We start from the raw sequence: 19,425 nt of genomic DNA, 5'->3' as shown, positions 1-19,425 counted from the left end.
CGCAGAGATTCATTTTTCGCCAGTTCGGTAATACTGATTCACCTACCGATCGCGATAGTCGATTTGACCATTGCAGTTCTCCTTTTTCGCTGAATAAAATTCAACGAATGATAGAAAACAGACCAGAGGCGCGAAATAATCTCCCCCGCCGGGTCCGCCACTCTGGGCAACTCTACTTACCGGCGGGTCGGCATGATTACCCACCGAATACGAAGAGCTAACATCAGCAGGTCACAGAGCAGCGCCATTTTCCAGCTGGACATACAGCCAGAACCAGGCGCCGCTACTGAGAGTAGGAATGGTCGCACGCCCGTCAGCGGCACTTCGATCCCGCAAGATTTTTAGCGGGACAGGATGTGGCTGCACACCTGGGTGTAATTGGGGACCTCGGCCCGGCACCAGGTGGTGCTGAGGCCGCCCACCCTCGACGGTAGCTGTCGGTCGCACTAGGGCCTGTCTGGCATTCCCGTCGGATCAGCGAGAGTTCGTCGAGCTGGCAGCCCGGATATGCGCCGACATCTGGCGGGCATTGCCGGGCAGAACCTACGAGCGGCGGGCCAGCAGGTGGGCGTCGAGGAAACCGCGTTCAGAGGCCGGATCGTGGAGCAGCCGGGCGAAGGGATCGAGCCCGGCATCGGCCAGCAGTTCGGCGAAGCTATCTGCCGGCCAGCTGTAGGCGGGCGCCACCTTGTGGTCGAACCGGACCGGTTCTTGTCCGTCGGTCCCGAAGAAGGAGACCAGGAGCAGGCCATCCGGCGCCAGGACGCGTACCTGTTCGGCGAGCAGCTCCGGCAGTTCCCCCGGAGGGGTGTGAATCATCGAGTAGTGGGCCAGTACACCGCCGAGCGCGCCGTTCTCGATCGGCAGGGATTCCATCCGCGCCTCTTGGAAGCGCAGCGCTGGATGGGCCCGCTGGGCGTGGTCGATCATGCCGGGGGCAAGGTCGAGTCCGAATGGCTCCAGGCCGAGTTCGTGCAGCATGGCTGTCAGATGTCCGGGCCCGCACCCGACATCCGCTGTCCGCAGGTTGCCCGTCGCGCGCACCAGTTCGGCGAAGGTGCCGATCATGGCCCGGGAGAAGGGCTGTGTCTCCAGCCGGTCTGCGAACAGCGATGCGTACAGTTCGACGACACCGTCGTAGGCCGTTCTGGTCTCGTCCTGATGATTCGCCACGGGCAGGACTCTATAGCCGGTCTGATAATTGATCTTGTGGCGGGTCGAGGTGAGTTGACGGATGCGGCATGGGGGCGAATAGAGCCCCTGTTGCCGCAGGTGGACGGACGCGGCCGTCCGTGGCGTGATCACCGGCAGGTGGTCAACGGGGTGCTGTGGAGGCTGCGGACCGGGGCTCCGTGGCGCGACCTACCCGAGCGGTATGGGCCGTGGCAGACCGTCTACGAGCGGTTCGCCCGCTGGGAGGCCGATGGCACATGGGCGAAGCTGCTGGAGCACGTCCAGGTCCGTGACGATGCGACGGGCCGGGTGGAGTGGACCGTCGCCGTCGACTCCACGGTCAACCGGGCCCATCAGCATGCCGCGGGCGCCCGTAAAAGGGGGGACGTGGACGGGGACTAACTGGAAGATCCGGGCCGCTCGCAGGCGTGCCAGGCACTCGGTCGGTCTCGTGGCGGGTTGACCACCAAGGTCCATCTCGTCGCCGACGGCCGGGGGGTGCCGCTGTCGATTGTGCTCACACCCGGAAACGTCAACGACGCCACAGCGTTCGCCGATGTCCTCGATGGAGTACGCACTCCTCGGGCCGGCACGGGCCGTCCGCGCACGACACCAGACCGTGTGCTGGGTGACAAGGCGTATTCCAGCAAGGCCATCCGTCATTTCCTGAGGCGTCGGGGCATCGCTGCCACGATCCCCGAGCGCCGCGACCAGATGGCCAACCGTCGGCGCCGGGGGCGCCGCGGTGGTCGGCCACCCGTCTTCGACACGGAGATCTATCGCGACCGCGACGTGGTCGAACGATGCTTCGCTCGCCTCAAACAGTTCCGTGCGATCGCAACCAGGTTCGACAAGCTCGCGAACCGGTACCGCGCGGGAGTCGTCCTAGCCTCCCTGATCCACTGGCTCCGTGAAGCGGCCAGGTGATCATTTGTCTGACAGGCCCTAGCCGGGTTCAGGCTTCAGCCGCCGCCGGTGCTGGGGTGCTTGCGTCGGCGTAGTAGTGCTCTCGCCCATAGCGTCAGGCCCACAAGAGTCAGGATCGCCGCTCCTCCGATGACCACGGGGATGGCCCCCATGAGAAGGAACGTGACCAACAGCTCTGCCCACGTCGGCTCCTCGACCATCGTCCTGCCGCTTTCCTCCATGGACACCACGACGCGGGCAGGCAACGGCTAGTTCCCGCTGGGCGCAGGGAAGTGCAGGCGGCGCCGGGGCCTGAGGTCGAGGATGCTCAACCGCAGCTGACGCCGTGCAGAGCGGGCCACACGGGGTTGGCGTTGGAGCCGTGGATCAGCAAAGTGCCTTCCTTGGGGCCCCACTTCAGCTCGTACGCCCCGTCCGCGATGGGGCGGATGCCGTCGTCGGCCGTCCATGAGCCCATCGGCTTCCAGCCCACGCCGCCGGCCCCCACCGCGAACACCTCGCCCCTGCCCGCGAGAAGGAACGACGCCTCCCTGACCACGGCTCGGCAGCCGCCGGGGCCGGTCGGTTCGAGGACGTGGTACTCGGCGCCCAGGTCGCCGACCCCACCCCACGCCACCCCCAAACCCGCTGCGGCGGCCGGGGCGACCAGCATCCATCGGCGGGGGCCCACCTCTTCGCCGGCCGCCTGCGAGCGGCGGCTCAGCGCAGAGGCGGCCAGCACCAGCGCCAGGCAGGCCAGGAGCAGTGCCCCGCCCACCTTCCAGGCGGCGATCACCTGACCGCCGGCCACCGCCAGCGCATCGGTCCAGCCGATGGCTCCGGCCAGCACCGCGCAGCCCACGGCCGCCCATCGGTACGTGGAGGGGGCGGCAGCTCGGCCCCGGGCGCGCTCTTCGGTCTGCATCCGTAGAACCTATGGCCCAGGTGGGGTGGCGTGGCCGTGAGGGGGGCGGCGAGCTGCCGGCCGTGAAGCGGAAAGAAAGGTCGCACGAACTGCGGGCGGGCCGCGACGAAAATCGTCGCGGCCCGCCCGCAGTTTCAGGATTCTGTTGCGTCAATCAACAGACTTCCTGGTTCCGTCTGGCAACTCCGACGGTTAGAAGAAGTGCTTTCGTCCACCGACCGCGCGGCCGGTCGCACCCAGGATCCACAGGACCACGCCCACGACGATGAGAATACTGCCGATCGTGGTCAGCAGGCCCATGCCAACAAGCAGGCCGATAATAAGCAGAAGAAGCCCAAGGAGGATCATTTTCAGTTCCCATCGTCAAGTACGGATTCAGGCGCGTGTGCACCTGACTTCACAACGGTCTCAGTTCGCCCCACCGGTATGTCCCGGCTCCGAATGGTCGCCAGGACCTCGTTGCGTTGGTCCTAGTGCCCGGCGATTCCGGGTTCACTCATCACGGCGAAAATTTGTTCCCAGGGCGCCCGCCGACCCTTATTGATCAAGCCTCGGACCTCGGCCGACGGGCCAGGAAGATTGCCGCTACGGCCGCCACCGTGAGGAAGAGCAGGGCCGCCCCGCCCGACAGTGCCGTCAGCACCGCCGCCCCGCCGCCCCCGGCATCCTCCTCGCGGGCCACCACCCGGGGGTCGTCCGCCTGGTACCGGACCGCCAGTGAGGCGCCCGCCGACTGCTTGCCGCCGCCGCTGCCCACCGGGAGGTCCGCGATCACCGTCCGGCCGCCGGCCTCGAACTTCACCTGGCAGTGGCCCGCCATGCACGAACCGGCCGTGTGCAGCGTCGCCTGAGTCCGCTCGCCGTCCTGGAGGGAGCGCAGGTGCTGGGCCGCCGGAAGCATGACCAGGAGCGACAGGGCGCCCAGCAGCAGGCCGAGCGCCAGGGACATCACCAGGGACGCACGCGGTCCCATGGTGGTCGCTGCTGGCTTCTGCCCGTCCGCACCGGGCGCTCCCGCGTTCGTCGTACCGTCCACGTCTCTCGGCATCCGCATCCCCCGCCTGGACCTGCACCGCGCCCCGCGCGCCCCGCAGGTGAGCAGGGTAGGTGACGGGGGCGGCCGCCCTCATGTGCCGATGTCGGCACGCCCGGGACGGCCTCCCTGCCCGCTCCCAGCAACGGAGGGCCTGGTTCCGCACACACATCCGCAGACGCATCCGGAGAGCACATCCAGAGAGCGCTTCCCGGCCAAGCGTTCCGGTCCGATAACAACACCCTCACCCACCGCACCAACCCCTTAGGGTTCCTCACAGTTGCCCCTTGAACGTGTTCAGGGGCACTCCTGGGGAGGGGGACTGCACAGATGCGCAGTGGAGCGAAGGTCGCCGTGGTCGGCGGAGTGTTCGTCCTGGCGGCCGGCGGCATCGGCTACGGGGCCTACAGCATGCTCGGGAGCGACGGGGGCGGGGACGGCGGCAAGGTCGCCTCCCGGAACGCGACGCCCGAGGTGAAGACAGGGCCGCCGAGCGCGGAGGAGATAGCCGAGACGTCGAAGAGCTTCTTCGACGCCTGGGCCGCGGGGGACGCCTCGACCGCCGCCCTGCTCACCAACAACGAGGCCGACGCGGAGCCCGTACTCGCCTCGTACGGCGAGGACGCCCACATCGGCAAGGTGAAGATAACCCCGGGGCCGGCCGTCGGCACGACGGTCCCCTACACCGTCAAGGCCACCGTCTCCTACGGCGGGAAGGCCAAGCCCCTGTCGTACGCCTCCGAGCTCACCGTCGTCCGCGGGCTGACGACCGGCAAAGCCCTGGTCGACTGGGAACCCACCGTCGTACACCCGAAGTTGACCGACGGTGCGACGCTGATGACGGGCGAGTCGTCGACGGCGGCCATCGAAGCCGTCGACCGCAACGGCACCGTGCTCACCAAGGAGAAGTACCCCTCCCTGAGCACGATCCTGGACACCCTGCGCCAGAAGTACGGTGACTCCGCGGGCGGTTCGCCCGGCGTCGAGACCTGGATCGACCCCGCCGAGGACGGGCAGGCCGACATCAACCTGCTGACCCTCGCCAAGGGCAAGCCCGGCAAGGTGCGGACGTCGCTCGACGCCGGTGTCCAGGCCGCGGCCGAGCAGGCGGTCAAGCGGTTCGACGAGTCCTCGGTGGCGGCGGTGCAGCCGTCCACAGGCGCGATCCTGGCCATCGCCAACAACCGCAAGGACGGTTACAACGCTGCGATGACGGGCCAGTTGGCCCCCGGCTCCACGATGAAGATCGTGACCGCGGCGATGATCATCCAGAACGGTCTCGGGAGCATCAACTCCGCGGTGGAGTGCCCGGCCACCGTCCAGTGGGAAGGGGTGACCTTCCACAACCTCAAGGACTTCTCCATCCGCAACGCCACATTGCGAGAAGCCTTCGCGCAGTCCTGCAACAGCACCTTCATCAAGCCGATCAAACCGCTCGGCGGCCGGGCCGGAACGGCTCTGGGCCAGGAGGCCCGTGACTACTTCGGCCTCGGCCAGGACAACTGGCAGACCGGTGTGCCCTCCTTCGACGGCAGGATCCCGGAGTCCTCGGGGACCGAAACCGCGGCCTCGTACATCGGGCAGGGCAAAGTGCTGATGAGCCCGCTGAACATGGCTTCGGTGACCGCCACGGTGAAGAACGGCGGCTTCAAGCAGCCGTATCTGATCGCCCGCGCGCTGGACAACCGGCCGTTCGCCAGTGCCCGTCCGCTGCCGGCCGGCGTGGCCGAGCAACTGCGGCAGATGATGCGCTACACCGCGACCAGCCCCACCGGCACCGGCACCAGATCCATGGCGACCGTCGGCGGCGACAAGGGCGCCAAGACCGGTTCGGCGGAGGTCGACGGACAGACGTCGAACAGCTGGTTCACCGGCTTCAGCAACGACCTCGCCGCAGCGGCGGTCGTCCAGTCCGGCGGGCACGGCGGCGACGCGGCGGGACCCCTGGTGGCGGAGGTGCTGCGCGCGGGCCGCTGAGGGCCGAACCGACGGCGTACGGGGCGGGGCAGGGCAGGGCAGTTCTGAAGAGTCGCCGTGCCCCAAAGAGCCCTCGCAATACCAGGGTTGTGGGCTCTTCCCTCATCGCGTGCCTGCACTACCGTGGGCGGACCATGACCCAACTCCTCCTCGGAATCAACCACCTGACGCTGTCCACCACCGACCTCGACCGGCTCCTGGCGTACTACACGGAGCTGCTCGGCGCGACACTCGCCTTCGAGCGCGCCGCGACCCCTTCCGATCCTCGGTTCGCCGTCATCGATGTCGGTGGGAACGACCACCTGATGGTCGTCGAGACCGCTGACCCTCCCACCACCGGCCTCGCCCCCCTGGGCCAGGCGGGGTGGGGGCTCCGCGTGGGCACGTACGCGCAGTTGTGTGAGGCCCGCGAACGGATCCTCGGTGCCGGGTGGCCGGTCGGGGAGATCGAGACGCTGCCCGCCCAGTGGACGATGACGGCCCGCGATCCTGATGGGCGCCCGGTGGATGTCCGGGCCCACCGCCCTCGCACCACGACGCCGCTGCCGCCACCGGTCACCGGCTGACGTCCGGTCCGCCACCGGTCACCAGCTGATGACCGGCCTTCCGGCCTACCCGGCCGCCGGCCAGTCGCCCCGCCCCGCCACATCCAGCACCAGGGCGGCGATGTTCCACGCGTCGTCGTCGCCCCGGTGGTGGCGGCCCTCCAGCGGGAGGCCGGCCACCGTCAGCGCCTGGGCCATGCCGGGGCGGCGGCGCAGCCCGTACGCGGTGGTGAAGGCGACCTTGGCGTTCGTATGCCGCTGTCCGAAGGGGTACGCGGCGCCCGTCGCCCGGCATTGGCGGGTGAACTGGTTACGGTCGTAGTCGCCCCAACTGGCCCAGGGCAGCTGCCCCGTACGGTGCTCGGTGGCCAACACCCGGCAGGCCTCGGCGAACGGCAGGCCGCCGTCCACCTCCGCCTGCGTCAGCCCGGTCAGCTCCGTGCAGAACGGGCTCACCTTCGAGCGCGCGGGCCGCACCAACAGCCGGTGTTTGGACAGCCGTTCACCCGCCCGCAGGTCGACGACCGTGAGGCCGATCTCGATGATCTCGCTCACCTGGCCGGGCGGCGGCTGCCCCTCCCAGCAGGTTGCCTCGACATCGACGACGTTCAGCAGATGTTCGTCCTGATCGCCCTGCTCGCCCTGCTCGCGCCTGTTCATGAGGGCGAGCGTAGGAGCGGCCGCCGCCCTGGGGCATCCTGATTTCACGGCCTCTCAGAGGTCGTCGACGTCGACCAGTCCGTCCTGGACGGCCCGGGCCACCAGGCTCGCCTTGGTCCGTGCGGGGCGGCCGACGTTCGCGTACTTGATCCGCACGCGGTCCAGGTACGAGTTGACCGTCCGTACGGAGATGCCGAGGCGCTGCGCGACCAGCTCCTTCGACTCCGACTGGAACCACTCGATGAGCACGTTCTCCTCGCGCGAGGAGAGCTGCGGGCGGTCCGCGCGCGCATTGGTGCCTAGCGCTCCGGCCAACGCGGGTGGCATGTAGGGCCGTTCGTCGGCGGCTGCCAGCGTCGCCTCGACCAGGTGCTCCTGGCCCTCGCTCTTGGTCAGGAAGGTCGCGGCTCCGAGGTCCAGGCAGGTGAGCGCGGTCTTCTCGTCGTCCCGCATCGAGTAGACGACCACCTGCCGCCCGGCGTCGACAAGTCTCCGGAGGCCGCTGAACGCGGGTACGGCCTCGCCCAGTTGGAGATCCAGGACGACTACATCGGCCGTACTGCCCGGAGCGGTCCAGGCTTCGCGGACGGAGGCACCCGCCGCAACCACGGTGATCGGCCGTGGTGAAGCGCTGTACCACATCTCCACGCCCGAGAGGATGGCCGGATGATCGTCGATGACGACCACGCTGACCGGTGCATCGTTACTCATGGCAGGGCAACTCCCGAACTCATGGCAGGGCAACTTCCGGTGACGTCGGTCTGCTCCAACTCGCTTCCGCCCACATACTTTCACCGCGTCTCGTTCTGACCACGGACACCTGCGGGTCCGCAGCCCGGCGCTGCGCAGGGACAGCCGGCGCATACGGGCGCCCTCCACCCCGCACCGCAGCCTGACCTCCTCGTCGTGCGGGCTCAGCACACCGTGGCCGAGGCCCACCAGCAGCGGCACCGTCGTGGCCGTCAGCGCGCGGTAGCGCTCCTTGTGATCACTCTGGAGGTGCTCGTGGATACGTTCCCGGGTGCGCAGTTCCTCCTCGCGCGCGGCCGCCGACCCCGCTGCCGGGGCCGTGTCGCGGAGCAGATGCGTCATCAGGGCGCCGATGGCGAACTGGAGGCCACAGCTGCCCACCGTGGCGATGCCCAGGACGGCCGCCTCGGCCGCGGCCGGCGCCCCGTGCCCGACCACGGCTGCCGCGTTGATCCCTATGTGCGCCCCGAGGAATGCCGCGTACCACCTGACCCGCAGATCTGCCAGCAGGAACAACGCATGCCAGCCGACCACCCCGAACGCCCAGTCGGCCGGGCCCGTCGCGTGATGCGGCGGAAGCGTGTACGCGCTCACCGCCGAGACGGCCAGCACCGAGCCCAGGCACCAGCCGCGCACCCCCGGCGGGATCCGCCGGCCCCGCAGCAGAGAGGCGCCTCCGGCCGCCGCGACGGCGACGAGGCAGACGAAGGCGGCCGTCTGTGGCCACGCGGGGTGGTAGACGTCCTGGTGGGCCACGAGCCGGCGCAGCGAGATGGTGAACTGCCACACCAGGCAGATCAGCAGCGCGACCAGCTGGGCCCCGATGAGGAGCTGTCCGCGGATGAAGCGGACCGCCGCCGTGTGCTCGGCCCGGGTGCGGGCGGCCGGGCCCGGCACCTCCGTCGCCTGCCCGACAGCCGGGCCCCGCACTTCCGTCGCCTGCCCGCCTGCCGGGCCCCGCACTTCCGTCGCCTGCCCTGCTCCGTCCCCTGCCGGTGGCACCCGGCCATGGTCGTGCGCCTGAGGCACCCCGCCCCGGTCGTGCGCCTGGGGCACCCGGTCCTGGTCGTGCCCCTGAGGCACCCCGTCCCGGTCGTGCCACCGCCACCGCACGCGGGTTCCGGCGCCCGGACGCGAGGTGATGGACGCGGTGCCTTCGACCGCCCGCATCCTGCCGATGATGGAGCCGGAGATGCCCCGGCGCCGCACCGGTACGGAGTCCGGGTCGAAGCCCCTTCCCGCGTCCGAGAGTTCGACGACGACACCGTTCCCCTCCTCTCTCCACGCCCGGAGTTCCGCTTCCCGCACCCCGGCATGGCGGGACACATTGGTCACGGCCTCCCGGACGCCGTTGAATATCGCGAGCCCCGGGCCGGACGGCATCGTGAGCGGGCCCTCGATGTGCGTCGTGAGCCGCACCCTGGCCTGCCCCTCCCCCTCGGGCACACAGCCCAGAAGAACCGCGAGGTCGACGCTCCCCGTCTCGAATCCGGGCATGGCGGACAGCGCCTCCAGGTCCTTCCTGGCACGGGGCGGAAGCCACGACCAGTCCCGGCTGTCGCCCTGCGAGACCATCAGCAGGGTCGCGCTGGCCGTGTCGTGCAAGGTCGCCAGATACTCGCGCTCGGTCGCCCGCCGTGCCGCGGCGACATCGGCCTCCCGGCGCAGGGCCGCTCGCACCGCGGCCGACCGGTCGGCCGCCCTGGCCCGCGCCCGGACGATGAGGTAGCCCGCTCTCGACAGGCCCACCTGGATCAGCATGCGCACCAGAGGCACCACGTCGAGATCGTGCTCGGACGAGGAGAGGACGTCACCCAGCACGCAGGCGACGACTCCCGCCCCGGCCAGGGCGGCCCCGGCCACCGGACGCGTCGCCCACTCGAACTGGAACGCGATGACGCTGATGCCGACGGCCACCTCCACCATCGCGTTCCCGCCCTCACCGTCGAGGACCGGCTGAGAGAGCCCCATCAGCAGCACCACCGCCGCGTCCAGCGTCCAGAGCAGGGCAAGCGGGATCGGGAGGGGGAGCGGACGGCGCAGCGCCCAGAGGCGCACACCGCAGGCGAGGACAGCCGGTGCCAGCAGCGCCAGCGCCAGGGGCACATCCGCCGCGTCCGCCCAGACGAGGCCCAGCGCACCGCACAGCAGGACCACGGTGGACCTGAGCCATACCCCGTACCGCTCGACGGTCCGGTTCACCAGGCGCTCGCTGGTTCCCTCGTGCCCCCCACGCCGCATGGCAGCGAGGTTAGTTGACCGGCGTACGGGCGGGGGCCGGATGTGGGGCGAACGACCGGCACACCCCGCGCCCGGGCCGGGCTAACGTCCCCGGCGAGAACCACACGCGACGACGGAAACGGGGAGTCTTTCATGCAGAGAACCAAGAGGACTCAGCAAACTCAGAGAACTCAGCGAGCTCAGAGAACTCAGCGAACCCGGCGGCAGTTCACGTTGCTTCTCGCCGCAGCGCTGTCAGCCGTCCTGACCATGCTCACCGTCGCACCGGCCGGTGCGGCGGGCAAGCCGTCCCGGTCGGACGGCTCCAGCAGCCGGGTCATCTTCGTCCACGGGCACGCGCCCCTCGGCAAGCACGACTGCACCAAGGAGTTCAGCGACGCCCGCAAGCACTTCGCGAACAAGAAGTGGAAGGGGAACCTGCTCACCTTCGGCTACTACACGAACAACAAGAAGTGCTCGAAGAACGTCTCCGGTACCCGTGACACGGCCATCAAGGACGTGGCCAAGAAGTTCGCGAACCACATCTCCACGAACTACACGAAGAAGGGCATCAAGGTCGACGTCGTAGCCCACTCCATGGGCGGTCTCGTCGTCCGCGCCGCACTGCATTACACCCACAAGCGCGCCCCGGGCTTCCCGAAAAAGCTCTACATCGAGGACGTCGTCACGCTGGGCACCCCGCACGCCGGAATCACCAAGAGCAGGGTGGCGCTCTGCGGAAGTGCCCGGCAGTGCAAGGACATGAAGCCGGGTAGCGCCTTCCTCAAGGCTCTCCCGAGCAAGATGCCGAGCACCACCAAGAACGGCAACATGAGCACCGACTGGACCACGATCTCCTCGTACGACGACCACACCGTTTCCGAGGATTCCGGTGTCGTCGGCACCGCGAGGCACGAAGTCCAGTACAAGGCCGGAATCAACCACGGCCAACTGATCACCAAGACCTCCGGAAAGCACACCGCCAGGATCAAGCACTCCGGAAAGTGGAGCAAGTTCAGCAAGCGCGTCTCGCCCGTGGAACAGGCACGCCTGGCCGTGTACTACTACTCCAAGACCTGATATCCGCTGGGAAAGCGGAGCAACGAAAGGTGCGGTCGCCCCGGCAAGGGCGACCGCACCTTCGACGCACGGGGTCATATTCGACGCCCGGGGTCGTAGGGGACGCGCGGGGTCATAGGGGGCGCGAACAAGCATCCGGCAGGGTGGGCCCACCACCCGGAACCCCCTCGCGTGCACCATGCACGGACCGCTAGCGTGCAGCCATGAGCACTCCCGCGACCCCTGAGCCCGCGCCCCCCGAGCCCGCCCCCACCGCACCGGTCTCCCCCGCCCACCCCCGGTTCGCCGAGGCGCTGGCCGAGCTGGGCCTCCAGGTCGAGGTGCGCCGCTTCCCCGACGCGACCCGTACGGCGGCGGAGGCCGCGGCGGCGGTCGGCTGCGCGCTGAGCGAGATCGTCAAGTCCCTGGTCTTCACGGCCGACGGCGTCCCCGTCCTGGTCCTGATGGACGGCTCCTCGCGGGTGGACGTGGAACTCGTACGCCGCGAACTCGGCGCCCAGAAGGTCAAGCGGGCGGACGCGGACCTGGTCCGGCAGACGACCGGGTACGCCATCGGAGGCGTACCGCCCTTCGGCCACGCGACCCGCACCCGCGTCCTGGCCGACCGGCGGCTCCTGGACCACGCCGTCGTCTGGGCGGCGGCGGGCACCCCGCACACGGTCTTCCCGCTCGACCCCAAGACGCTGATCGCCCACGCGGGCGCCACGGTTGCGGATGTGCGCGAGCCCGCCAAGTGACCCCGCTGGTCGCCCTCGCGGTCCTCGTCGCCGCGATAACGCACGCCAGCTGGAACGCCATCGCCCACGCCATCAAGGACCAGCTCCTCTCCTTCACGCTGATCTCCGGCGGCGGCCTGCTGATCGGCGCGGCGATGGCCCTCTTCGCCCCGCTCCCGGCGGCGGAGGCGTGGCCGTACCTCGGCGTTTCGGCCCTGCTGCACGTGGCGTACATGCTGCTGCTGATGCGCTCGTTCACCCTCGGCGACTTCGGCCAGATGTACCCGATCGCCCGGGGTACGGCCCCGCTCGTGGTGACGGTCCTCGCGGCGGTCTTCGTCGGCGAGCGCCCGGACGCGTGGGCGACGACGGGCGTCGCGGTCGCCTCGGCCGGCCTGGTCGGCCTGGCCCTCTGGGGCATCCGGGGCTCCGGCACCCGCCCGCACTGGCCCGCGATCGTGGCGGCCCTCGGCACGGGCCTGGCCATCGCCGGGTACACGACGGTCGACGGCGTCGGGGTCCGCGCCTCGGGCACGCCGCTCGGTTACGTGGCGTGGCTGATGATCCTGGAGGGCCTGGCGATCCCGGCGTACGCCTTCTACCGCCGCCGCTCCGAACTGGTCACCCAGCTCCGGCCGTTCGCGGTACGGGGCCTGCTCGGCGCGGCCCTCTCGGTCGTCGCGTACGGGCTGGTCCTCTGGGCCCAGACCAGGGCCCCGCTCGCCCCGATCGCGGCGCTGCGGGAGTCGTCGATCATCGTGGGCGCGGCGATCGGCACGCTGTTCTTCAAGGAGCGATTCGGGGCACCGAGGATCGCGGCGGCGGGGCTGATGGTGGTGGGCATCGGGCTGATGCTGCACACGACTTGACCCGGAGCGGCGCAACGGCGTGCCCGCCTCGCGGGACGCGGGGGTGGCCCGATGCTTCATCGTGATGTGCCGGTCCACAACCTCGGATGGCTCCCGGCTGTCTGCTAGGCGCTGGAGGGATGAGCCTCCGGCGCCTTTCGGCAGCGAGATCGGGGATCAGGTGGGGAAGCAGGTCTGGAGAGCCGTCGTGGCCGGTGGCACGGCCGTGGTGTCCACGGCCGTGGCGGCGGTGCCGGCCGGGGCGGCCGAGGGTGGGGCCTCGTTCAGCCGTGTCCAGGTGAACGGCGGTAAACCGATCGTGATCGGGACATCGAAGGAGGTCGCGATACCGGCCTCCTTCAGGGTGAAGACCACGCGCACCTGGAAGTGGGCGCCCCTGGTGTACCTCTACCGGAACGGTGCGGAAGACACGTTGTGGCACAACATCGTGACCAACAACTGCCCCCACCGGGTCGGCTCCTGCGACATCGAGGAGACGCTGTACTTCGACCCGAGCTTGTGGATGATGCGCAACAGTGAGGCCGGGGTCTGGAAGGTCGCGGGCCAGGTGTACTTCAAGGACGGAAGCAAAGACGTCGACGCCACGGGGCTGACCGTCCACGTCAAGCGCAACTCCCGTCTGACCGTCAACGCCGCGCCCGAACCGGTTGCCAAGGGCAAGACCATCACCGTGACCGGAAAGGTCACGCGGGCCAACTGGGAGACCAGGAAGTACGCCGTGTACGGAGGCCGCCATGTGAGCCTTCAGTTCAAGCCCTCCGGCACCGGGTCCTACACCACGGTGAAGAAGGTGTACGCGAACGGCTCGGGCGCCCTCAATACGACCGTCAAGGCGTCGAAGACGGGCACGTGGCGTTGGGCGTACTACGGCAATACGACCACCGGAGCATCGATGTCGCCGGGGGACCACGTCGTGGTGAAGTGACGCCCGCCGTGCCGGCCTGACGCAGCACCGGAGTTGAGGCCGGAATCAGCGGCCTTCGTCCCCGCCCACGTACGGGACGAAGGCCGCCCAGGCGGTGGGGGCGAGGGCGAGACGGGGGCCGTGGGGGTTCTTGGAGTCGCGTACGTGGACGGCGTCCGGGGCCGTCGCCACCTCGACGCAGTCATTGGGATTGCTGCTGTCGCTGTAGCTGCTCTTGAACCACCGCAGCTCGCGAGAGGTCTCGCCGATCATGTCTCTCCAGAAGAGGTCAGTGCGCTGCGGCGTACGAGACGAAACCCGCCCACGCGGCAGGCGCGACAGCGAGACGTGGGCCCTGGACGTTCTTGGAATCGCGGACGTGCACGGTGTCCGAGGCGGTCGCGACCTCGACGCATTCGTTGCTGTTGCTGCTGTCGCTGTAGCTGCTCTTGAACCACGCCAGCTCAAGAACGTCTCCGGCGGAGGTCTCGCTGATCATGTCTCTCCCAGCACTTGCTCGATGAAGGCCCGCGACTCCCTAGGATTGAGAGCCTGCGCCCGGATGAGGCCACACTGTAGCTCGATGATCCGGAGTTGCTTCGGGTCGGAGACCGGCCGGCTGCCGAAGTCCCCCTGAGAGCGTCCCACCGCCGAGCCGTCCTTGAACTTCAGCACCTGCATCTCGCCGCCCATTCCGGCATGCTCGTCACGGCTGGTCGGCATCACCTGAATCTCGACATGGCGCAACTCGCTTACCTCCAGGAGACGTTCGAGCTGCCGGCGCCACACCATTCTGCCCCCGAGGTGGCGCCGCAGGCTCACCTCTTCCTGGACAAAACTGAGCTCCGGAGCTGGCGAGCGGCTGAAGATGGACTGCCGAGCCACACGAGCGGCCACCAGCCTCTCCACCTCATCCTGGGAGTACGCGGGCCTCCGCATCCCGAACAACGCCCGTGCATACTCTTCGGTCTGCAAGAGCCCGTGGATGTTGTGACTGCCGTAGGCCGAGAGCTCCACCGCCGCGGCCTCCATTTTGGCCAGCTCCCGGATCTTCTTCGGATACCGCACCTCCGCGATGTCGGCCTTCATCGCCGCGAGCTTCCCGGCCGCCCCCAGCACCCCGTCCGCGCCGTCCATGAACTCCGGGCGAGGGATGCGCCGGCCGCCCTCCACCTTGTAGATGAGGTCCTCGCTGTACCCCATCGCCGTCCCGAACTCCGCCGCCCGCATCCCCGCCGCCTCGCGCCACGCCTTGATCTGGCGGCCCACGGCGGCGACCACCGCAGCGCCCGGCTCGTCGTCCGGGTCGACCTCCCAGCCGGGCTCGTCCACCCCGGCGTCCCCGCGCTCCGTACCGTCGCCAACCACGCTCATGCGAGCCCCACTTCCGACGTGCGTGCCGTTCTTCCCTCAACAGCGACCGTTCCCGGCACGTCACTCCAGACAGCCAAGACAACACGGGACAAGCCCCAGACACTCACGGTACGCAAGGGCTTCGTCACTGTTCACGGTACGCAGAGACGGCCACGCTGAGTGACATGAAGCAAGAAATCCTCCACACCCAACACCCCTCCACCGAACAGGCGTTCACCGTCCTGCTCTCCCCCACCCGTCGAGGCGCCCGGCTCGCCCGGCTGCTCACCGTGGCCCATCTCGGCGCCTGGGGGCTCCCCTCGGAGTCGGCTGCACACATCGTCGCCGAGCTGGCGGCGAACGCCTCGGTCCACGGCCGCGTACAGGGCCGGGACTTCCAACTCGCCCTCGCTGTCAGCGGACAGACACTTCGGATCGAGGTCACCGACACGCGGGGCGACAGCGTCCCGCCGGGTCCAGGTGCCGTGAAAGCACCCGAGGACGACTACGCGGAACACGGGCGCGGCCTGCTCATCGTGGAGGCCCTGGCGGACCACTGGGGCGTCGCTCCCGGGCCCGTACCGCGTAAGACCGTATGGGCCGAGATCGACCTCGTACCGTGACGATCCCGACCGGGTCGTGCGCGGGCGCGATCCGGTACCCCGCACAAACCGCCCACCGGATCGCGCCCGGACGCGACGCGCTGAGGTGCGACATCAACTACTTAAAGAACTAAGAGAAATAACCCCACCCAACCCACCCCGTCCTGCACCTGACGCATCCCGGGGGCGCGTCACCCACACGGGTGAGGTTTGCCAACTGAGCTGGATTTCGCACCGGTTGGCAGGCATATGCTCACGCCACCAGCAGACGTTCAGACATCAGAAATACGTCGGCCCCCGGCCGGGACTCCACATCCCGATCGAGGGCCTGACCACCAAGGAAGAAGCAACCTTCCCGATGGATACCTCGCAGAATACTGCGCTCACACGCGCCCTGACAGAGCTTCCCGGCCCTCTCCCGGTCCGAGGCGTGATCCACATCGTGATCCCGCACACCGACCGGTTCACCGTCGTCGGCAACCACCTCGCCCAGCACGCCGGCCTGAGCACGGTCGCCGTGGGCCTCGCCGTCCGCATCCAGTCGCTCCCCCAAGGCACCGAGATCGGCATCAAGGCGCTCGCCGCCCGCTTCCCGGAGGGCGAGAAGCTCATCGCCGCCGCCCTGCGCGAACTGGAAGCCCACGGCTACCTGCGACGAGCCGTGACCAACCTGCCGAACGGCCGCATCGTCACCCGCACGGTCTTCTGCAACCAGCCAACGGCTCTGCTACGCGCCCGGGTTGTGGCCCAGCGTCCCGCCCCACCGCAGACCCCGCCACCGGTCCAGGAGCCCGCCCCCGAGCCCCCCGCACCGGAGGCGGCGGCGGCACCGCAGGCACCCGCACTCCCCGACGTACAGCAGGAGCAGGCACCCGAAGCGCCTGCCCCGCAGGATCATGCCCCCGAAGCGCCCGCCCCGCAGGATCACGCCCCCATCGTCGCGCGCGTCCCGCCGCCCACCGCACCCAGGCAGCCGTCCCCGCCCCTCCCCCAGCCCCGCGAGCTCACCGCCGAACTGGACCGCGCGGCCACCGCGCTCCTCAGCGACCTCCGCCGCCACGCGCACCAACTCGTCCTCTCCGAGAACGACATCCGCCACCTCGCCCCCGCCGTCGCCGCCTGGCTGGAACGCGACACCCACCCCGACACCATCCGCCACACCCTCACCAACGACCTGCCCCAGCCCCTCCGCCACCCCGCCAAACTCCTCAAACACCGCCTCACCGTGCTCCTCCCCCCACCCCTCCCCGGCGCCGACGACCTCGCCGCGCCCGCCCGCCCACGCATCGCCGTGACCCCGTTCCAGACCTGCGACGGCTGCGAACGCGCCTTCCGCGCCCCCACCCCCGGCCACTGCCGCGACTGCCGAAACGCTCACAGCCCCGCGCAGGCCGCCGCCGCCTGAGCATGACGTCACTCGGCCTTGCCGAGCGTGCTGCGGGCCGCGAGGCGGAAGTCCTTGACCGCTTGGTAGAGGGTGCGCTCCCGTCCGGCGGCCAGGGCTATGTCCTCGGCCTTGTCAGAGGATGGGGTGGTGATCCGCTACGACACCGAGATACAGGCCCTGTACCGCCGCTACTGCCTCCCCGGGCGCCGTTATATGAAGCTCGGCGGAGTGGTACTCCGTATGTCGCGCCGGACAAGCCCTAGGCTCCCGGCCCATGACCACCACCACGCGCAGCGAAGACAGGAACCGGGACGAGGGCGACAACGGGCAGGAGAACAGCGACGACGGGTACGAGATCGACACCGACCCCGGCCGCCTCGACATCGGCCTCGTGCACCACTGGCTCTCCACCGACGCCTTCTGGGCGCTCGGCCGCAGCCGGGACACCGTCGAGCGGTCCATAGGCGGGTCGCTCAACTTCGGCGTCTACGGCCCCGACGGAGGCCAGGTCGCCTACGCCCGCGTCGTCACGGACCGGGCGACCTTCGCCTGGCTCTGCGACGTCTACGTGGCACCCGCGCATCGCGGCCGGGGGCTCGGCGCCCGGCTGGCCACCGCCGTCCGCGACCACCTCGCACCGTACGAGCTCAAGCGGACGATGCTCGCCACGGTCGACGCCCATGAGCTGTACGCGAAGGTCGGGTTCGTCCCCGTGCCCGATCCCGAGCTGCTGATGATCCTGAGCAGCGAGCGGTAGGCGCCGGGCGAACCGTCAGTGGGCGATGCCGTCGATCAGCTCCCTGGCCCCCTGACGCAGCAGGGCGACCGCGACGGACGTGCCCAGGGTGGCCGGGTCGAGCGGTCCCGCCCATTCATGGGCGTTGAGGACGGTCTTGCCGTCGGGCGTGAAGACCTTGGCCCGGAGCGACATGTCGCCGTTCCGCTCCACCTGGGCGTACCCGGCGATGGGACTGTTGCAGTGCCCCTGCAACACATGCAGGAACATCCGCTCGGCGGTCGTCTCACGGTGGGCCGCCGGGTCGCCGAGCCCGCTCACGGCGTCGATGAGGTCGCTGTCGCCCTCGCGGCACTGCAGGGCGAGCACCCCCGCACCGATCGGCGGGCACATCACCTCGGGCGACAGGATCTCGGTGATCACGTCGGGGCGGCCGATGCGCTCGAGGCCGGAGGCGGCCAGGAGCAGCGCATCGGCCTCACCTGCGGCGAGCTTCTCAAGGCGGCGGTTGGCGTTGCCACGCATCGGTACGCAGAAGAGGTGCGGGTGCGATGCGGCGAGCTGGGCGGCGCGGCGGACGGACGACGTACCGATACGGGTCCCGGCGGGAAGTTCGTCGAGGGGCAGGCCGCCGGGGTGGATCAGTGCGTCGCGGATGTCGTCGCGCCGGAGGAAGGCGGCGAAGGCCGTGCCGGCGGGCAGGGGCCTGTCCGCCGGGATGTCCTTGACGCAGTGCACCGCCAGGTCCGCCTCCCCGGCCAGGAGGGCGGCGTCCACCTCCTTGGTGAACGCGCCCTTGCCCTCCACCGCGCTGAGGTCGCCCATCCACTTGTCGCCCGTCGTCTTGACCGGGACGACCTCCGTACGGGTGCGGGGATGGAGGACTGCCAGTTCGGCGCGGACGCGCTCCACCTGGGCGAGCGCCATGGGCGAGTCACGGGAGACGATGCGGATCAGATCGACGGACATGGCGTTCACGATAGCCCGTCAGATACGGGTTCCGACGGGAACCTCTGGCGCCCATGTCGCTGCGCTTCCAGGCAAGTTGGATCAGGCTTTTACCATGGCGCCACCCCACTCCGCCACCACCTCCCCGTCCTCCTCCACCCCCGTCGGGCGGAAGCCGAGTGCGGCGTAGAGGTGGGCGGCGGCCTCGTTGGAGGGGGCGTAGGAGAGGCGGACCGCCGTGCAGCCCTCCTGGGCCGACAGCCACGTCGCCAGGGTGCGTACGGCGGCTGCGCCGATGCCCCGGCCCTGGTGGGCGGCGTCGATCAGCATGCCGCCTATCCAGTGCGAGGCGTCCTCGTCCCGCGCCCACATGATGTGGCCGGCCACCTCGTCGCCGGCCAGGACCGCCAGGGAGTTCCAGGTGTCCTCGCGGGCCGTCAGGACGAGGTAGCGGGCGGCCAGGGCCGGGACCCAGTCGCGCTGGTCGTCGCGCGGGGCGCAGTCGGCGACCGCCCGCCAGTTGTCCGCGTCCACCGCGTGGAGGGTGACGGGGCGGCCCGCCTTGTCGGTGTGGTCGTACGTGATGATCATGCGGGGAGGGTAGGTCCCCCGTGACGCGCCGGGCCAGGGGATTTCCGTCC

20 protein-coding genes and 2 pseudogenes are annotated in these 19,425 nt (G+C 69.6%); 10 read left to right on the top strand and 12 right to left on the bottom strand.

All coding sequences use genetic code 11. The features are described 5' to 3' along the window. Positions 1-543: 543 nt before the first annotated feature. Positions 544-1,173, bottom strand: a complete 630-nt coding sequence (locus R2B67_RS21780; protein WP_317820384.1) for a class I SAM-dependent methyltransferase — start codon at positions 1,171-1,173, stop codon at positions 544-546. A 36-nt stretch (positions 1,174-1,209) separates the two neighbouring features. Here R2B67_RS21780 and R2B67_RS21775 point away from each other — a divergent pair. Next, positions 1,210-2,122: pseudogene (locus R2B67_RS21775) on the top strand (IS5 family transposase). A 285-nt stretch (positions 2,123-2,407) separates the two neighbouring features. Here R2B67_RS21775 and R2B67_RS21770 read toward each other — a convergent pair. The 3 genes from R2B67_RS21770 to R2B67_RS21760 form a co-directional block, all read right to left on the bottom strand. Next, positions 2,408-3,004, bottom strand: coding sequence for a hypothetical protein (locus R2B67_RS21770; RefSeq protein WP_317820382.1), 597 nt, complete (start codon positions 3,002-3,004; stop codon positions 2,408-2,410). A 192-nt stretch (positions 3,005-3,196) separates the two neighbouring features. Next, positions 3,197-3,352 carry a hypothetical protein gene (locus tag R2B67_RS21765; protein WP_018515713.1) on the bottom strand — a complete coding sequence of 52 codons (156 nt, stop codon included), beginning with the start codon at positions 3,350-3,352 and terminating at the stop codon, positions 3,197-3,199. A gap of 196 nt (positions 3,353-3,548) precedes the next feature. Continuing rightward, positions 3,549-3,977 carry a hypothetical protein gene (locus R2B67_RS21760; RefSeq protein WP_317820379.1) on the bottom strand — a complete coding sequence of 143 codons (429 nt, stop codon included), beginning with the start codon at positions 3,975-3,977 and terminating at the stop codon, positions 3,549-3,551. Between the two features lie 390 nt (positions 3,978-4,367). Between R2B67_RS21760 and R2B67_RS21755 the strand changes: the two genes are divergently transcribed. Both R2B67_RS21755 and R2B67_RS21750 read left to right on the top strand, forming a co-directional pair. Further along, positions 4,368-6,014, top strand: coding sequence for a penicillin-binding transpeptidase domain-containing protein (locus R2B67_RS21755; protein ID WP_317820378.1), 1,647 nt, complete (start codon positions 4,368-4,370; stop codon positions 6,012-6,014). Positions 6,015-6,148: 134 nt separating this feature from the next. Next, the gene (locus R2B67_RS21750; protein WP_317820377.1) at positions 6,149-6,580 is read left to right on the top strand and encodes a VOC family protein; all 432 of its coding nucleotides are present in this window, start codon (positions 6,149-6,151) and stop codon (positions 6,578-6,580) included. 45 nt (positions 6,581-6,625) lie between these two features. Here R2B67_RS21750 and R2B67_RS21745 read toward each other — a convergent pair whose 3' ends face one another. The 3 genes and pseudogenes from R2B67_RS21745 to R2B67_RS36060 all read right to left on the bottom strand — a co-directional run. Then, the gene (locus tag R2B67_RS21745; protein ID WP_317820376.1) at positions 6,626-7,219 is read right to left on the bottom strand and encodes a 3'-5' exonuclease; all 594 of its coding nucleotides are present in this window, start codon (positions 7,217-7,219) and stop codon (positions 6,626-6,628) included. A 54-nt stretch (positions 7,220-7,273) separates the two neighbouring features. Beyond that, positions 7,274-7,930, bottom strand: a complete 657-nt coding sequence (locus R2B67_RS21740; protein ID WP_204164136.1) for a response regulator — start codon at positions 7,928-7,930, stop codon at positions 7,274-7,276. Positions 7,931-9,127: 1,197 nt separating this feature from the next. Further along, positions 9,128-9,352, bottom strand: a pseudogene (locus R2B67_RS36060) (histidine kinase); the annotation flags it as partial. 1,071 nt (positions 9,353-10,423) lie between these two features. Here R2B67_RS36060 and R2B67_RS21735 point away from each other — a divergent pair. The 4 genes from R2B67_RS21735 to R2B67_RS21720 all read left to right on the top strand — a co-directional run bounded on the left by R2B67_RS21735 (position 10,424) and on the right by R2B67_RS21720 (position 13,779). Beyond that, positions 10,424-11,269: an esterase/lipase family protein gene (locus tag R2B67_RS21735; RefSeq protein ID WP_317820374.1), complete on the top strand. Its 846-nt coding sequence runs from the start codon at positions 10,424-10,426 to the stop codon at positions 11,267-11,269. Positions 11,270-11,472: 203 nt separating this feature from the next. Then, positions 11,473-12,006 carry a YbaK/EbsC family protein gene (locus tag R2B67_RS21730; RefSeq protein ID WP_317820372.1) on the top strand — a complete coding sequence of 178 codons (534 nt, stop codon included), beginning with the start codon at positions 11,473-11,475 and terminating at the stop codon, positions 12,004-12,006. Continuing rightward, entirely contained in the window at positions 12,003-12,854 is an 852-nt protein-coding gene (locus R2B67_RS21725) for an EamA family transporter (RefSeq protein ID WP_317820370.1), read from the top strand. The genes R2B67_RS21730 and R2B67_RS21725 overlap by 4 nt, the downstream gene beginning before the upstream one ends. 160 nt (positions 12,855-13,014) lie before the next feature. Next, a complete protein-coding gene (locus R2B67_RS21720) occupies positions 13,015-13,779 on the top strand; it encodes a hypothetical protein (protein WP_317820369.1) in 765 nt (254 codons plus the stop codon). Positions 13,780-13,824: 45 nt separating this feature from the next. On the opposite strand, the gene R2B67_RS21715 is transcribed toward R2B67_RS21720, so the two are convergent. Genes R2B67_RS21715 through R2B67_RS21705 form a run of 3 tightly spaced genes read right to left on the bottom strand, consistent with a single transcriptional unit; the run spans position 13,825 to position 15,132 of the window. Continuing rightward, entirely contained in the window at positions 13,825-14,031 is a 207-nt protein-coding gene (locus R2B67_RS21715) for a DUF397 domain-containing protein (RefSeq protein ID WP_317820368.1), read from the bottom strand. A gap of 16 nt (positions 14,032-14,047) precedes the next feature. Then, positions 14,048-14,257, bottom strand: coding sequence for a DUF397 domain-containing protein (locus R2B67_RS21710; protein ID WP_317820367.1), 210 nt, complete (start codon positions 14,255-14,257; stop codon positions 14,048-14,050). Then, complete coding sequence (locus R2B67_RS21705) at positions 14,254-15,132, bottom strand: helix-turn-helix domain-containing protein (RefSeq protein ID WP_317820365.1); 879 nt, start codon at positions 15,130-15,132, stop codon at positions 14,254-14,256. The genes R2B67_RS21710 and R2B67_RS21705 overlap by 4 nt, the downstream gene beginning before the upstream one ends. A gap of 164 nt (positions 15,133-15,296) precedes the next feature. Between R2B67_RS21705 and R2B67_RS21700 the strand changes: the two genes are divergently transcribed. The 3 genes from R2B67_RS21700 (at position 15,297) to R2B67_RS21690 (ending at position 17,857) form a co-directional block, all read left to right on the top strand. Continuing rightward, entirely contained in the window at positions 15,297-15,734 is a 438-nt protein-coding gene (locus R2B67_RS21700) for an ATP-binding protein (RefSeq protein ID WP_317820363.1), read from the top strand. A gap of 337 nt (positions 15,735-16,071) precedes the next feature. After that, positions 16,072-17,118: a hypothetical protein gene (locus R2B67_RS21695; RefSeq protein ID WP_317820359.1), complete on the top strand. Its 1,047-nt coding sequence runs from the start codon at positions 16,072-16,074 to the stop codon at positions 17,116-17,118. A 256-nt stretch (positions 17,119-17,374) separates the two neighbouring features. Beyond that, positions 17,375-17,857 carry a GNAT family N-acetyltransferase gene (locus tag R2B67_RS21690; protein WP_317820358.1) on the top strand — a complete coding sequence of 161 codons (483 nt, stop codon included), beginning with the start codon at positions 17,375-17,377 and terminating at the stop codon, positions 17,855-17,857. Positions 17,858-17,872: 15 nt separating this feature from the next. On the opposite strand, the gene hemC is transcribed toward R2B67_RS21690, so the two are convergent. Further along, the gene (gene hemC, locus R2B67_RS21685; RefSeq protein WP_317820357.1) at positions 17,873-18,805 is read right to left on the bottom strand and encodes a hydroxymethylbilane synthase; all 933 of its coding nucleotides are present in this window, start codon (positions 18,803-18,805) and stop codon (positions 17,873-17,875) included. An 81-nt stretch (positions 18,806-18,886) separates the two neighbouring features. Then, positions 18,887-19,375, bottom strand: a complete 489-nt coding sequence (locus R2B67_RS21680; RefSeq protein ID WP_317820355.1) for a GNAT family N-acetyltransferase — start codon at positions 19,373-19,375, stop codon at positions 18,887-18,889. Positions 19,376-19,425 lie beyond the last annotated feature (50 nt).

The organism is Streptomyces cyaneofuscatus, assembly GCF_033109485.1.
GTDB classification, from domain to species: domain Bacteria; phylum Actinomycetota; class Actinomycetes; order Streptomycetales; family Streptomycetaceae; genus Streptomyces; species Streptomyces cyaneofuscatus.
The sequence above is the reverse complement of the archived record's forward strand: the minus strand, read 5'-3'. Positions and strand labels throughout refer to the sequence as shown.

What these genes read in the sequence shown, in the direction of transcription:
- R2B67_RS21750 (WP_317820377.1), top strand. Translation starts at nt 6,149, where the DNA reads ATGACCCAACTCCTCCTCGGAATCAACCACCTGACGCTGTCCACCACC.
- hemC (WP_317820357.1), bottom strand. Translation starts at nt 18,805, where the DNA reads ATGTCCGTCGATCTGATCCGCATCGTCTCCCGTGACTCGCCCATGGCG.
- R2B67_RS21710 (WP_317820367.1), bottom strand. Translation starts at nt 14,257, where the DNA reads ATGATCAGCGAGACCTCCGCCGGAGACGTTCTTGAGCTGGCGTGGTTC.
- R2B67_RS21770 (WP_317820382.1), bottom strand. Translation starts at nt 3,004, where the DNA reads ATGCAGACCGAAGAGCGCGCCCGGGGCCGAGCTGCCGCCCCCTCCACG.
- R2B67_RS21730 (WP_317820372.1), top strand. Translation starts at nt 11,473, where the DNA reads ATGAGCACTCCCGCGACCCCTGAGCCCGCGCCCCCCGAGCCCGCCCCC.
- R2B67_RS21755 (WP_317820378.1), top strand. Translation starts at nt 4,368, where the DNA reads ATGCGCAGTGGAGCGAAGGTCGCCGTGGTCGGCGGAGTGTTCGTCCTG.
- R2B67_RS21695 (WP_317820359.1), top strand. Translation starts at nt 16,072, where the DNA reads ATGGATACCTCGCAGAATACTGCGCTCACACGCGCCCTGACAGAGCTT.
- R2B67_RS21765 (WP_018515713.1), bottom strand. Translation starts at nt 3,352, where the DNA reads ATGATCCTCCTTGGGCTTCTTCTGCTTATTATCGGCCTGCTTGTTGGC.
- R2B67_RS21690 (WP_317820358.1), top strand. Translation starts at nt 17,375, where the DNA reads ATGACCACCACCACGCGCAGCGAAGACAGGAACCGGGACGAGGGCGAC.
- R2B67_RS21760 (WP_317820379.1), bottom strand. Translation starts at nt 3,977, where the DNA reads ATGGGACCGCGTGCGTCCCTGGTGATGTCCCTGGCGCTCGGCCTGCTG.
- R2B67_RS21715 (WP_317820368.1), bottom strand. Translation starts at nt 14,031, where the DNA reads ATGATCGGCGAGACCTCTCGCGAGCTGCGGTGGTTCAAGAGCAGCTAC.
- R2B67_RS21705 (WP_317820365.1), bottom strand. Translation starts at nt 15,132, where the DNA reads ATGAGCGTGGTTGGCGACGGTACGGAGCGCGGGGACGCCGGGGTGGAC.
- R2B67_RS21740 (WP_204164136.1), bottom strand. Translation starts at nt 7,930, where the DNA reads ATGAGTAACGATGCACCGGTCAGCGTGGTCGTCATCGACGATCATCCG.
- R2B67_RS21680 (WP_317820355.1), bottom strand. Translation starts at nt 19,375, where the DNA reads ATGATCATCACGTACGACCACACCGACAAGGCGGGCCGCCCCGTCACC.
- R2B67_RS21700 (WP_317820363.1), top strand. Translation starts at nt 15,297, where the DNA reads ATGAAGCAAGAAATCCTCCACACCCAACACCCCTCCACCGAACAGGCG.
- R2B67_RS21745 (WP_317820376.1), bottom strand. Translation starts at nt 7,219, where the DNA reads ATGAACAGGCGCGAGCAGGGCGAGCAGGGCGATCAGGACGAACATCTG.